At 41.8% G+C, this 12,891-nt stretch carries 10 protein-coding genes; 2 read left to right on the plus strand and 8 right to left on the minus strand.

The window, feature by feature from the left end:
- Positions 1-2: 2 nt before the first annotated feature.
- The 3 genes from VSQ61_RS04190 to VSQ61_RS04200 all read right to left on the minus strand — a co-directional run bounded on the left by VSQ61_RS04190 (position 3) and on the right by VSQ61_RS04200 (position 4,797).
- Positions 3-1,616: a hypothetical protein gene (locus tag VSQ61_RS04190; protein ID WP_334343186.1), complete on the minus strand. Its 1,614-nt coding sequence runs from the start codon at positions 1,614-1,616 to the stop codon at positions 3-5.
- A gap of 86 nt (positions 1,617-1,702) precedes the next feature.
- The gene (locus VSQ61_RS04195; RefSeq protein ID WP_334343187.1) at positions 1,703-3,571 is read right to left on the minus strand and encodes a glycosyltransferase family protein; all 1,869 of its coding nucleotides are present in this window, start codon (positions 3,569-3,571) and stop codon (positions 1,703-1,705) included.
- Positions 3,568-4,797, minus strand: coding sequence for an O-antigen ligase family protein (locus tag VSQ61_RS04200; protein WP_334343188.1), 1,230 nt, complete (start codon positions 4,795-4,797; stop codon positions 3,568-3,570). Before VSQ61_RS04200 ends, VSQ61_RS04195 begins: the two co-directional genes overlap by 4 nt.
- A 150-nt stretch (positions 4,798-4,947) precedes the next feature.
- Between VSQ61_RS04200 and VSQ61_RS04205 the strand changes: the two genes are divergently transcribed.
- Together VSQ61_RS04205 and VSQ61_RS04210 are read left to right on the plus strand one after the other, a co-directional pair.
- Positions 4,948-6,294: a DUF3329 domain-containing protein gene (locus VSQ61_RS04205; RefSeq protein WP_334343189.1), complete on the plus strand. Its 1,347-nt coding sequence runs from the start codon at positions 4,948-4,950 to the stop codon at positions 6,292-6,294.
- Positions 6,295-6,316: 22 nt separating this feature from the next.
- Positions 6,317-7,738: a sugar transferase gene (locus VSQ61_RS04210; protein WP_334343190.1), complete on the plus strand. Its 1,422-nt coding sequence runs from the start codon at positions 6,317-6,319 to the stop codon at positions 7,736-7,738.
- Here the strand turns inward: VSQ61_RS04210 and VSQ61_RS04215 are convergent.
- The 5 genes from VSQ61_RS04215 to VSQ61_RS04235 all read right to left on the minus strand — a co-directional run bounded on the left by VSQ61_RS04215 (position 7,716) and on the right by VSQ61_RS04235 (position 12,869).
- The gene (locus tag VSQ61_RS04215; protein ID WP_334343191.1) at positions 7,716-8,585 is read right to left on the minus strand and encodes an alpha-1,2-fucosyltransferase; all 870 of its coding nucleotides are present in this window, start codon (positions 8,583-8,585) and stop codon (positions 7,716-7,718) included. The genes VSQ61_RS04210 and VSQ61_RS04215 overlap by 23 nt on opposite strands.
- 6 nt (positions 8,586-8,591) lie before the next feature.
- Positions 8,592-9,434: an O-fucosyltransferase family protein gene (locus tag VSQ61_RS04220; protein WP_334343192.1), complete on the minus strand. Its 843-nt coding sequence runs from the start codon at positions 9,432-9,434 to the stop codon at positions 8,592-8,594.
- A gap of 206 nt (positions 9,435-9,640) precedes the next feature.
- Positions 9,641-11,380, minus strand: a complete 1,740-nt coding sequence (locus VSQ61_RS04225; RefSeq protein ID WP_334343193.1) for an ABC transporter ATP-binding protein — start codon at positions 11,378-11,380, stop codon at positions 9,641-9,643.
- Positions 11,377-12,045, minus strand: a complete 669-nt coding sequence (locus tag VSQ61_RS04230) for an acyltransferase (protein ID WP_334343194.1) — start codon at positions 12,043-12,045, stop codon at positions 11,377-11,379. The genes VSQ61_RS04225 and VSQ61_RS04230 overlap by 4 nt, the downstream gene beginning before the upstream one ends.
- Complete coding sequence (locus VSQ61_RS04235; protein WP_334343195.1) at positions 12,042-12,869, minus strand: glycosyltransferase family 2 protein; 828 nt, start codon at positions 12,867-12,869, stop codon at positions 12,042-12,044. Before VSQ61_RS04235 ends, VSQ61_RS04230 begins: the two co-directional genes overlap by 4 nt.
- Positions 12,870-12,891 lie beyond the last annotated feature (22 nt).

Below are 12,891 nucleotides of genomic sequence, written 5' to 3' on the forward strand. Positions count from 1 at the left end.
CCTCACTTTTCCCTGTATCTTCCGTCAGTTCGTTCATATATTACACAGCCGCCATATTCTACAAGCTTTCTTGCCCCCAGCTCTTTCAGATGCTTTTCTGTATGGCCTCCGGGCACGGTAAAGATATATTTGGACTGAATATTGCTGAAATCTGATTCGATTTTATCAAACAGACACATATTGATTCCCATTCCGGGAGGCAATGCATACAGCATCTGCCATCTGCTGTAGACATATTCCTCATTCACCACATCATCAAACACCCATATAATCGTATTGTCATAGGACGGCCCTCCTTCTTTTATCTGAATCTCTTTATGAAGTACCTCCTCTCCTGCCTGAAGCTCTGCATGCACGGCACCCTCCATATCATAAGGGATGTCCCAGGAGGTGGAATCCAGTGTCATCATCACGAACAGATAGCTGTACATGAGGGCAATCATCCACATCTTTCCCTCCGACAGCCCATCCATAGCCAGCAGGAGAATTCCGATCACCGTAAAGCCCAGAAGATGCTTCTGTCCGCTGGATATGCGGAAAATAAAGATAATCGCCAGAAACATAATCACAAAAAAACTGGTCCAGTATCCATACCGAAGGGTTGTCTCTTTATCCTTCTCCCTGACGGCAATTACAAGCTTGTATACAAATCCTACAAACACAATAGCAAAGGAAATTCCTGCATTTTCCCCAAAAGAGTGTCCTGTGGAAATAGCGCTCCCAAGATACTTCATAAAAGTATCACAGCCTTCAAGGAGAATATAGAGAACATTTTTAACCCCGGAAAGGAATCCGTGGGTGAAAAACCGGGTAATAAATTCGGTATCAAAAAGAGTTCCGCCATCCAGATAAGCCGCACAGAGGTATTTGGAAATAAGAAAATAGACCCCCGCCGTTACAATGGTAACCGCTGCCATCACCCAGCTGTTTTTCCGATTCTTTTTCACAAGGTAATAACCGGGAACCGCCAGAAAAATAATATAATAAGGACGCATCCACGTAAGAACCATGGTAATCACAATCATGGCAATCAGGGCCGGCTTCTGCCTAGCATCCTTTCTTCGTAGATAAAACACAAGAGCCATGAGCAGCATCACCATAAAATACACGGTTGATTCCACATGAGCGCTTAAGGCATACCGAGTCAGACGGATAAAAAGCGCGTAAAACACAGAAAGCCAAAATACCTGCTTCTTGTTCGGCTTCGCAAGGAACGCAAAAAAGCCCATACCCAGCATCATCATAACGATGTTGCACCAGATGGGCGACATATAATTCCATCCAAAAAACAGTCCCCAGATACTCCAGGGTACCAACAGCATCGGACTCCACACAGAGAAAGAGCCCACCAGAGCATGGGTATCGCTGTAACCAAAGTACCCCTGGGGAATCCCATAGTGGACGATGCCTTCCACTTCCTTATAATAGATAATATCATCGTTCCAAAGCCCGGCTGGCAGATACAGATCACTGATCAGGTTGTCTGTTTTCAGGCAATAAGCCGCACAACACAAAAAAGGAAAAATCGCAAGCCATATAACTGCAAACCATCTCCAGGCTTTCTCTCTGTTGATTTTATCTATTTGTCTTTTTATTCCTTCTATGCTTTCCTTCATTGCTCCTACATACCCTTATCCCAAATATCTCTTTTGAACTATAACACATTTACTTTTGTTGTGCAAGGCACACTCATTAAGCAATCTTATTTTTCACTCAGCTCATAGTAATCCACACATCCCCAAATTGATCGCCAGGTCTTTTTATCCCCTATTTCAAAGAAGGGTCTTAGCTTATCCAAGCATTCCTCCTGAGGATATTCAAACTGCGGCAGAAAAATCAGCACGCCTGTATCTATTCCGACTGCCGTACCGTTCTCAAAGCTTTCATTCAGCATCTCTTCCCCAAAGGCATTGATACGGACGGTATCATCATTTTCATAATGAACTCGTTTTTTTGCCTCTTTGTCCCAGCTTATCCGGTAGGGAATCCAGTCCTGATACCAATTCCCGCCAAAATGAGCGCCGTCCTCATAAGTATCCCCAAAATGTACAATGTTGAGCCGTCCTCCCTGATAAGTATCAGCAAGAATAGAATCCAGCGCCTTATCAATAAATGTATATTGATAGTTATAAACTATTGGATCTCCGTAATAGAGTTCCTCTGAAGGCATCTGCATATAAAGCATATCCACTGTTCCAGTCTTTACATGAGGAAATACCAGCCTGCTTACGGGATCTACGGTCAAAAAGCTTTGAAGCAGCATAAGTCCGGCGCACAATGCCGCTGTTGTATGCCTGAAATTCTCAGGCAAGATTTTCTCTATCACAGCAATGGCGGTAATTGCCAATACCAAATCACAGAAAAGATTATACCGCGCCAAAGCTCCTGTAATATACAAGTTCAAAAATAAAAACAGGCTGCCGCTCACAGACCACAAAAGAACCATTCCCTGCGGAAGTCTTCGTATATACTTCCTGCCCAAAATCACCAAAAGGATCCCAAGAATAATAAGCAGCACATAGATCCAGTTAAAATTCAAAATGAAAAACTGCTTCCATTTTGTCCAAATATATTCACCCCGAAATCCAAAGCAGTTCATTCCGTCACTATCCCAGCGAAACTGCTGCTGTTCCGGAGAGGCCCATTTGGTAAGACCTCCTATCAGCTTCATATAACCAAGCTGAAGCAGCACACTGGCTCCTGTTATCCAGGTACAGGGATTGTTCCACACGGTTTTAATCCTGACCTTCAAGGCCTTCTTTTCTGTAAAAAAGTCATAGAAAACCAGCCCAAGCACAAGGCCTGCCTGCATAACAATACCCGTTTCCTTTGTCTGAACTACAACACAGCTCCAGAAAAACAAAAGAAGATATTGTCTGTAGATACAGCTATGGATCACAAAAATTGCAAACAAAGCAATTCCCGTATCTGGATTAAACTGCTGAAAGGTGCCAAGGAACAAAGGGCAGAAGGAAACCAGCAAGGTATACAATCCCAAACGCCTGTCTCCTGCTTCCGGAAGAATTTTTTTCAGAATCTGATAAATACAAGCTATGGCAGCCAATGTCAGTGCCAGATTCATCAGCTCCATACCCCAGATTCTTCTCGGCGCCAGATAGTCCCCTATGGCATAGATAGGCGCAAATCCCAGAGTCGGATGTCCGCACAGAGAAAACTGCTCCAAAAAGGCTTCCCATGTAAAGTCAAAATTCTCGCAGGCTGTCCCAAGCCTATAGTAATACTCCCCTGCATCCCAGCGCTGCATAACATTCAAGCTAAAGCTTCTTAAAATGCCGGACAGAAGCAGTATCCCATATAGCCAGCGCTCTCTGCTGATTTTGCTTTTTAGACTCTCCAGTGACCTCTTATCCCTGACAAGCAAAAACAGCCATAAAAACAGCATAAAAACAACTGCCGCCGCAAGAAGCACCGCCGCGCCCAAATGTCTGATCCCATGCGTCCTCGGCCCCATTCCCGACAAAAATGCCAGCATAAGAAATGCCGCCGGGAAAAAAAGAACGATTGTGCACTGTCCGGCCAGATTCCGTAAAAATCCCCGTTGTTTTGTCATAACTCCTCTCCTACCGCTTCCCTCTTTTTACTGACTCTCGGGAAAATGCATACAAAATATGCACAAAGCAATACCATCGCCACTTCATAATTAAGCAGAGAATAATCCATATTAAACAGCAAAAGCAAGCCTACCCACAGGCCAAGTGACATCCAAGTTCTGCTTTTATAAATGCAATACCCTGCAATCATCAGAATTAATACCGTGAAAATGATACCTGCCGGAACCGAAAAACGCAACATTTGATTCAGGAATACATTATGAGCATTTGTCACTGTAAAACCTTTCTCGGTCAGAATTGGATATTCTCCAAATCTGAGCCCCAGGCCCTGGGGGCGTTCTTTGAGGACACCCGCAACGGCTCTCCATATAGGAAGCCTGTCCCCTATAGTAGAAAGATCTCTCTGGCTCAGCATAATTACACCTGCAAGCGCTCCTGACGCTGCTGCCAATGACATGGCCAGTTTCCCCCGCCGGCTTTTTAAAAGCTTTTTCATATCCATACAATCCAATACTGCAGCTGCCACTAATATTACTCCTGCCACATATCCTGTCCAGGAATGGGTTGTTACAAGAGCGACGCCTAGAACAGCCATTGTTATCCAAAAGCCGTACTTCTTTTTAAATTCTTTTCTATAACACAGGCATACGGCCAAAAAGCAAAGCAGCATAACGGAATAGTCGCTTTTATGGCTGTAGAGCCAATAATGACGGAATTCATAATAATATATATCATCTGTCGCCCGATAAAACACCGGATGATTATTGCAGATAATAAAGCTGGTATAACCAGCCGCAAAATATATAAGACTGAGAATATTAGAACACGTAACAGCCTTTATAAAAAAAGATATTAGTTTTTCAGTCTCATCCTGAATCTGTACCCCATATCCCAGCAAAAATAAAAGCAGGAAAAATGCGATTGTATTATTAATCTGCTCCCAATACCAGTGAAGGTATTTTGCATTATAATAGAATGAAACAGCATTGTACAGAAGAATAATCCCCAGAAATATCCAAAAGCTTTTTCCCTCCGGCATTGTCCGCAGCCGCACAAGCTGACATGTCAGATACAGAACTAAGATCATATATGCGGCAGAAGGACCGACAAAATACTCTGCTAAATAATCAGCATCAAAGATACTGTAGAATGCCGGGAAAAAAAGTGAAACTATTAAAAAAAGCTTCAAGAGCAGGTCTTGCAGCCCTTTATTATGGCTCTTCATATTTCTATTACTCCATTCTCTGTATTTGCAACTAGTATATAACAGATCTCTTGCCTTTGACAAGGAAATGTTGCAGTTGCTTTTCAACCGCAAAATTGTTATACTTTCATTGTTCATTCATCTTCATAAAAAATATAGGAGTCCTTTCATATGCTGAACAATCTTTTTAAAAATAAAAAAACTATTTTTTACCTGATGACAATCGGCTTTGGCTTTGCCATACTGCTTTTTAACCTTCTCACTCCCATGCTGGCCGACGACTACTCTTATACCTTCAGTTGGTATGATCGCAGCAGTATTACTACACTTTGGGGTGCATGTTTATCCATGTATGCTCATTATTTCAGCTGGGGCGGACGGATTATCACTCATTTTATTGCCACGGTATTTTTGCTGATCGGAAAGCCTGTGTTCAACATTTTTAACACAGCCGCTTATTGCTGGCTGGCATATCTTATCTATCGCTATGCCTCAGTTCATGCCAAAAAGGGACATCTTCTTATTTATCTGGCCGTACATCTGTGTATTTGGTTTGCTGTGCCCGCCTTTGGACAGGATTTTCTCTGGCTTATCGGCGCCTGCAATTATCTGTGGCCGGCTGTCTTTATTTTTACCTTTATCTGGCCATACTACCAATATGTTATGACAGGAAAATTATTATCAAATAAAATTTTGATTGGCTTTATGCCCATACTTGGCCTCCTGGCCGGCTGGGGAAACGAAAACACCTCAGGGGCAGGTATCTTTTTCACAGGAATACTGCTTCTTACCGGAAGAAGGCTCGGCAAAAAGCTTCCTCGCTGGATGCTTCTTGGCTTCGGCTCGCAAATCGTCAGCTTTCTTATTATGATTGCCGCTCCCGGCAACTATCTCCGTCTTGAAAGCAGTTCCGAAAATACGGGATTCCTCCTCACTTATGGAGGACGCCTCAGTGTCTGCAACCAAATGCTTTATGAATATTTGCTTCCCTTCCTGCTTGCTTACATTTTTCTTCTGGTCCTTGTCTTTTATCAGAATACAGAAGCCTGTCGGAAATGGATTGCCGCTCTGTTCGGCATTACCGCTTTGGCCAACAATTATGTTATGCTCGTGGTAACAGAATATCCGGAACGGGCTGCGTTGGGCACGGTACTGTTCCTGACCGCCGGTCTTCTCTACTGTGCCTCTTTACTATTAAACGAAAATACGGTAAAATGGGCCTGCGGCATCGCATGCAGCCTGCTGGCCGTCTTTTGCATTCAGTATAGCTACGGACTTTTGGATATCGGCTATACCTACCGTGTTTATAACAGAAGAATTGATTCTATTCTTATGCAGCGGGACGCGGGAATCTTAGACATTGTTACCTACCGCATCGAACCCAAAACGAAATTCAACGGTCTTTACGGGCTGGAGGATCTGCAGGGATATCCTACACACTGGCTGAACGGCAATACCAGTAATTATTTCGGACTTCACACCATTGTTGCTTTTCCGGAAGAAAAAGCGGAGGAATAGGGTCCTGATTTGAGGAAAGCATATGTCGAATCTTAATCAAAAACAACGTATCATACAGAACTATACTATCCTAGGAATTGAATGCCTGTGCATCATTCTGTCATTTGTTCTGGCAGTCTTTACAAGAGGCGTATCGGCCAGCTACCGGCTTTATGCGGAAACGTATATCTCTACGATTATATGTATTCTATTCTTTCATCTGCTTTCCTCTTATTTATTTGACTGGAATACGGCATTTTTCCAAAGAGGATATTTTGTAGAATTTGTTGCCGTATTCAAATACAACAGTGTTCTCATTTTATTTTTAAGCCTTTTTCTGTTTTTTGCCAAATTTGCAGAGGATTTTTCCCGGCTTATCTTTTTCTATTTTTTTATTTATAATATCGTCTTTACTTACATTTGCCATTTGCTTATCAAGCAGTATTTTACCAGAGTTTACCGAAACAGCAACAGCAGCAATAAGCTGATTGTAATTACTACGGCCGCTTATGGGGAAAAAATTCTTGATCGCCTTCTTTCCGCTCCCGAATGGAGCTTTGAGATCTCAGGACTTGCAATTTTGGACAAGGGCTTAACCGGCACAGCTGTCCATAATATCCCTGTAATCGCAGACCGGTCCACTCTGTATGATATCCTTACAACTGCCGTCGTTGACGAGGTTTTCCTTCATCTGCCGGATTATTCCAAACAGGAGCTGGAAACGCTGATTCAGCAATTCGAAAGTATGGGAATCACGGTGCATGTAAATATTGACTATTTTGACAATGTAGTAGCCCATAAAACAACAGAAATCTTTGCCGGCTTCACCGTCTTATCCTATGAAGCCAATTCCTTTGACTATCGCCGGCTTTTTATAAAGCGCGGGATTGATATTCTCGGAGCATTTGTCGGCTGTATTATCACGCTTTTTATCACTCCCTTTGTAGCTTGTGCAATCAAATTGGACTCTCCGGGACCTGTATTTTTCTCACAGCTTCGGGTAGGAAAAAACGGAAGAAATTTTAAGATTTACAAGTTCCGTTCCATGTATATCAATGCAGAGGACAGAAAACAGGAACTGATGGCCGATAACGAGATGAGCGGACCTCTCTTCAAAATGGAGCATGATCCGCGCATCACAAAGGTCGGCGCTTTTTTACGAAAAACCAGCATTGACGAGCTCCCGCAGTTTTTTAATATACTTTTGGGACAGATGAGTCTTGTAGGGACACGCCCCCCTACCGTAGATGAGTTCAAACAATATGAGCTGTACTATCGCCGCAGACTCAGCATCAAACCCGGACTTACGGGCCTCTGGCAGGTAAGCGGCAGAAACGATATCACAGATTTTCAGGAAATCTTAAAATTGGACCTGGAATATATTGACAACTGGTCTCTCCTGGCAGATATAAAGATTCTTCTTATGACTGTATGGGTTGTAATCATGGGGAAAGGGGCAAAATAGGTATTTTTTCCCATTCCTCTGGGTAAAAGTCGCCTGACCACATCCCCCATTCCGGGCAAATTACAATCTTATGCGGATTTTGATTTAACCATGCCGCCCACCAGCTGTAGGAACTATTTGCGGTGATTATATGTCTGCATTTACTCATAATAAGCAAATCATCTAATGTAGTGTTATCGGATTCATATTGCATATAGATAATATGAAACTTTTTTTCATGATTTTTAAAACAATTCCTGCAATAATCTAAATCATCCGAAAAAATATAAAATGATAACCCACTATCTATTTTGGCATGCATGGAGCAAAAAGCTTGTTCATAATAACTCAGGGGCAAATCTCCGTTAATTTGGAGATAATCCCCTCTTCTGATATGAACAGCCACACTCTCTTCACCTGCCACATGTTCCATAATCATATTTACATTCTCTGTCCTTTTCTTAACAGGTGCCAACAGCGGCAACAGTTCCTCTCTATATTTCTTAAAATATCTTTCTGACTGCCAATTTCCCATAAAAAAAGTATTCCTTCTAATGCAAAACACTTCTGGATCATATTGAATAGAACGATTTTCTTCATAATATTCTGTATTCCACCCAACTGCTTGTTTTCGTCTTAATTTATTAATAACTGCTCTGTTTACTATGTCTCTTTTATATACATAAGAAATTCTTTTGTCATAAACCACTTTAAAATTGAAAAGCTCCAATTTTCTGGCAATACCATTATCCTGCATACTTGTATCAATCACAAATTCCGCATTTTTTTCCCTTGACAAAGCATATCCAAAGCAATAACAAAATAATTGATTTCCAAAACCTCCCGCCATATCAACGATAATCTTCATATACTTTTAAGTCTCCAATTCTTTCAACTGCTCTGCTAAATCATTAAATACTTCTTCCTTAATATCATTTTCCTCATTCACAATAATCCAACGCCTTAAATCCGGATATCCATGCCAAAAATTTTGGGGCGCAACCACAATGCCGGCAGACAGCAAAGCCGGCTTATAAGAAAACGAGCTTTTACTGATAAGCAGAATATCTGCCTGGGTTAAGTGCCAAAAAGTGTTCTGTGCGGTCATATCCAAACAATAATGGACATTTGGGAATGGAAAATATGCCTCAAATTCTTCTCTTTTCCCCTGTGAAAAAATATAAATATGCGGATCTTTTCCCGACAAATTCTTTAAAAGCTGTCTCAGCACCCTGCAATAATAGTCTGTATCCAGCCATCGCATACGAATATTGGGGTTTGATGAGGCTTCTGTCACATCCCCTCTTCTTATATGAACTGCGATATGAATCCCTTTATATGCTTCATATATCAGCAGTGGCCTTTTCACCGGCGCATGATAAAATTTATTCTGTATGACATCCATGACACCAAACTGCTCTTCATAAAATTGATCCTGTTCCGCCAGGAAAACCACTTTTTGATCTGCATAAGAACGAATAATTTTTCGTATCATATATAAATCTTTCTCATTTTTCTCCCCAAACATTGGCAGGCGAACGATCTTATATCCCTGCTCCTTTTTCAGTTCTTTCAGTGACGTTTCTTCATTTCCAAAGCCTAAAAACTCCTCCCATGAAGATTCTGTATATGGAATTCTTGAATTCGAAAAAGGAATATGCGCAAACCTCAGTCCGAACTGTTTCGCAAACCAATAACCCGCTATCCAATTTGCCATTTGATGTCCAATCCCAGCACCCGGATTGGGCCGGGCGGAAAAATAATTTTGATACCTTTCTTCCGGCTGCCTTCTCTGCAGATACATATGCCAATAAGAACTGTACAAATATGGATACCATCTTTTTCCAAAATTTTGATTGTACAGAAGATATCTCAATTTTGCCTTTCCTTTATAGTAAAATTCCCTGATATTCATCTTTTCCTTCAGCCCTGCTTCCTTATGGCTTTCCTGTCTTTTATTTCATACACTATCTCACAGCCTTCAATGGTGCTTAAACGGTGAGCTATAATAAGTATCGTCATCCTTCCCTTAAGATGCGTAATCGCCTCCATAACAGCTGCCTCCGTCTCTGTGTCCAAAGCAGATGTTGCTTCATCCAATACTAACACGGACGGCTTACGATACAAGGCTCTGGCAATTCCGATTCTTTGGCGCTGTCCGCCCGAAATTTTTGTGCCTGCTTCTCCAATCACTGTGTCGAGGCCATGTTCAAGACCCTCTACAAATTCTTTCAACTGTGCTTCCTCCAGGGCCTCCCAAATTTCCGCATCATTATCTTTTTCTTCTGTTAATTCAAATTTAACATTATTTCTAATGGTATCATCAAGCATATAAATTGTCTGAGGAATATATCCTATCTTTTTATGCCATCTTTTCACATTATCTCCAAGTCCCTGATCGTCAATTCGTATATATCCCTCTGTCGGACTCATCACTCCTAAAATCAAATCTACCAGAGTAGTCTTTCCGGCCCCGGACGGTCCAATAAAAGCAACCGACTTATTTTTTGGTATCTTTAGTGTCACATGCTCTAACACATTCTCTTCTGCATTTGGATAATGGAAGCTTATATCATCCAGGCAAATCGCTCTTTCAAAGGAAATATCCTCCTCTGCCTCTTTTCTTTCCCCGCCAATATTTTGTTCCAATATCCGTATATGCTCTAACTCCTCAGCAATAATGTCTACCACCACGCCATTATGAATAATTGTGCCTAAAAAACCGGATATTTTATTGACAGATGGCAGAAGTTTAAATGCCGCAACTGCAAATACACCAAGGGTTGTAATAAAATCACCTGTGTAAGAATTTATATAAAATTTCACTGCAATCACTGCCATTAAGCTGCTGATGCAAATCATCTCCATAATAGGCTTAGGAATTGCGTTGAGCAAAAGATTTTTACGCATAGCTTCTGTAAAAATAAAATTACTTTTTTCGTAATTCCTGCAAAACACTTCCTCTTTATTGGAGACCTTAATCTCTTTAATTCCTCCAAATCCCTGCTGCATACATTTTGTCATAGCAGAAGTATAAATTCTTCTCTGATGCCCCAATAAGGAAAGTGATTTCTTGAATTTTATCAGGAAAATAAATACCAGAATCCCCATGCTGAAAGCCACGCAAAGAGTTATTCCCGGATCTCTTATAATCAAAAAGGTAACAAGCACGATACAAATACATATTTCAGAGGCTAATTGAAGCATATTCAAAACAGTCTCATAGAACATGTCCGTATCCCCATTAATATTCCGCATCAAATCTGCGCTGTTGTTTTCCTGATGAAACGCATATTCCTGAGCCATATAGCATCGCATCATCCGGTTTTTCAAATCACGCCTTCCATAGTAAGAAAACTTATATTGCTGATCTGCTAAAACAAGCGCAATGATATTTTTCAAAACATAGATCAGGCTTAATAAAACAGCAATACCTATAATTAACTGATTACTCTTAGTAATATTCAGCACTTTACAGATATTCTGCACAATAGGTTCCTGCATCAATTCTTCAGGTGTTGTAATGACATTTATAAATGGTATAATAATAGTTACGCCTACTAATTCTGAAAAAGCGCCTATCACCACCAGAACCATAAGCTTCGCTATTTCCCATTTCTGTTTTCTGTCAAATATCTTCTGCAATCTTTTTAACATCCTCATTCCATAAACCTCTCACTATCCCAGGTAATCCCTTCCTTTATCACCTTTGCCGGATTGCCTGCCGCCGCCGTCTCTTCCGGCACAGGCTTTGTGACCACGGCTCCCGCTCCGATCACAGAATCCCTTCCCACAGAAACGCCCTTTAAGATATAGACTCCTTGCGCAATCCAAACATGAGCTCCGATACGGATATCTTCTGCATAATTGCAGCGTCTCTTGTCCTGCATGAATATGGAATGACTGTCTCCTGTGCGCATGGTGATCCCATTGGCCAGCAGACATCTGTCCCCAATCTGAAGCGTCTTCCCCTCTGTCACTGCCAGGTGCGTCCGCCCCGTTACCCGGGTATTGTGTCCGATACTCGTCTGATTGGAGTCATCCTCCACCCATATCTCCAATTCGGCACATTTACACTCTTCTCCAATACAGATTCGATTGTGATTTCCTCTAATATAAAAATGACAATTTTGAAAAACACACCGCTCACCAATCTCAATCACATTATCATCACCAAATATCTCAATTTTACACTTTTTTAAAAAGCTGCCCTGAAGGAGCACCTGATTCCCTGTCCCTTTTATTTTTTTCCGGGTACCGTATAAAAAACGATAAAGCCAGGACAACCAACTCTGTATCTGACTGTGGCATTTTAAAAACTCCTTCATGTAGGCCTCCCTAGTATTATCTTTATATAAGGCAGCACAGCATAAATACATGCGCTTGCCGTTCCAAAATAAGTTCTCACAAAATAAAACCATTCTCCGGCCGGAAGTCCCTTTGGAGATTCCTTCATCTGAATCCTCTTTTTTCTGGGAATCTTAGGATCCCTCCACGTTCCGTCCGCCGGGTTATCATCACATACTCCCACAAAAAAATCAACTGTTTCAATCTCATACCCCATACTTCCCAAAGTCAGTCCATAAGCAAAATCTCCCAGGGAATGACGGAAATGCCCGTCCATAACGGGAGCTTCTGTAAATATCCTCCATGGAAGCAGCACACAGTTGGCATTAAAGGTATCGCAAAAGGTCCTTTCCCCTTCCGACATGACTATCTGAAAGGATGGCCGAAAGCGTGATTTCTTCTTCGCCCCGCCATAAGACAGCTTCCCGTCACTTCCACAGGCAGCCCCCACCAATACCCTGTTCTCATCATCCGCCAATTCTTCCGCCATACGTTCAAGCGCATGCGGATAAAATACCACATCATCATTTAAAAGAAGCAGATAATCATACGTCAAGCCCTGCTGCTTCACATATTGCATCCCTTTGCGCATTCCGCCCGTATAATACAATCCTCCCGTCCCGTAAAGCACCGTCACACATTCCATCTGTTCCAATGCTTCAGCGGTTCCGTCCGTGCTTTTGTCATCTACTGCAAGAAACTCAAGGCTGATTCCCGGATTTTCCTCCAAAAGCCCCCTGATGCAGGAGAGCGTTTTTTCTTTTCGGTTAAAGCATGTAAAGATTGCCAGAATCTTCTTTTTCATTATACCTCTATTCCGGCTGCGC

This window comes from Candidatus Merdisoma sp. JLR.KK006 (assembly GCF_036941035.1).
GTDB lineage: Bacteria > Bacillota > Clostridia > Lachnospirales > Lachnospiraceae > Laedolimicola.

Excerpts from the sequence above, each read along its gene's own strand:
- VSQ61_RS04190 (WP_334343186.1), bottom strand. The coding sequence starts at position 1,616 with ATGAAGGAAAGCATAGAAGGAATAAAAAGACAAATAGATAAAATCAAC.
- VSQ61_RS04195 (WP_334343187.1), bottom strand. The coding sequence starts at position 3,571 with ATGACAAAACAACGGGGATTTTTACGGAATCTGGCCGGACAGTGCACA.
- VSQ61_RS04200 (WP_334343188.1), bottom strand. The coding sequence starts at position 4,797 with ATGAAGAGCCATAATAAAGGGCTGCAAGACCTGCTCTTGAAGCTTTTT.
- VSQ61_RS04205 (WP_334343189.1), top strand. The coding sequence starts at position 4,948 with ATGCTGAACAATCTTTTTAAAAATAAAAAAACTATTTTTTACCTGATG.
- VSQ61_RS04210 (WP_334343190.1), top strand. The coding sequence starts at position 6,317 with ATGTCGAATCTTAATCAAAAACAACGTATCATACAGAACTATACTATC.
- VSQ61_RS04215 (WP_334343191.1), bottom strand. The coding sequence starts at position 8,585 with ATGAAGATTATCGTTGATATGGCGGGAGGTTTTGGAAATCAATTATTT.
- VSQ61_RS04220 (WP_334343192.1), bottom strand. The coding sequence starts at position 9,434 with ATGGCAAATTGGATAGCGGGTTATTGGTTTGCGAAACAGTTCGGACTG.
- VSQ61_RS04225 (WP_334343193.1), bottom strand. The coding sequence starts at position 11,380 with ATGAGGATGTTAAAAAGATTGCAGAAGATATTTGACAGAAAACAGAAA.
- VSQ61_RS04230 (WP_334343194.1), bottom strand. The coding sequence starts at position 12,045 with ATGAAGGAGTTTTTAAAATGCCACAGTCAGATACAGAGTTGGTTGTCC.
- VSQ61_RS04235 (WP_334343195.1), bottom strand. The coding sequence starts at position 12,869 with ATGAAAAAGAAGATTCTGGCAATCTTTACATGCTTTAACCGAAAAGAA.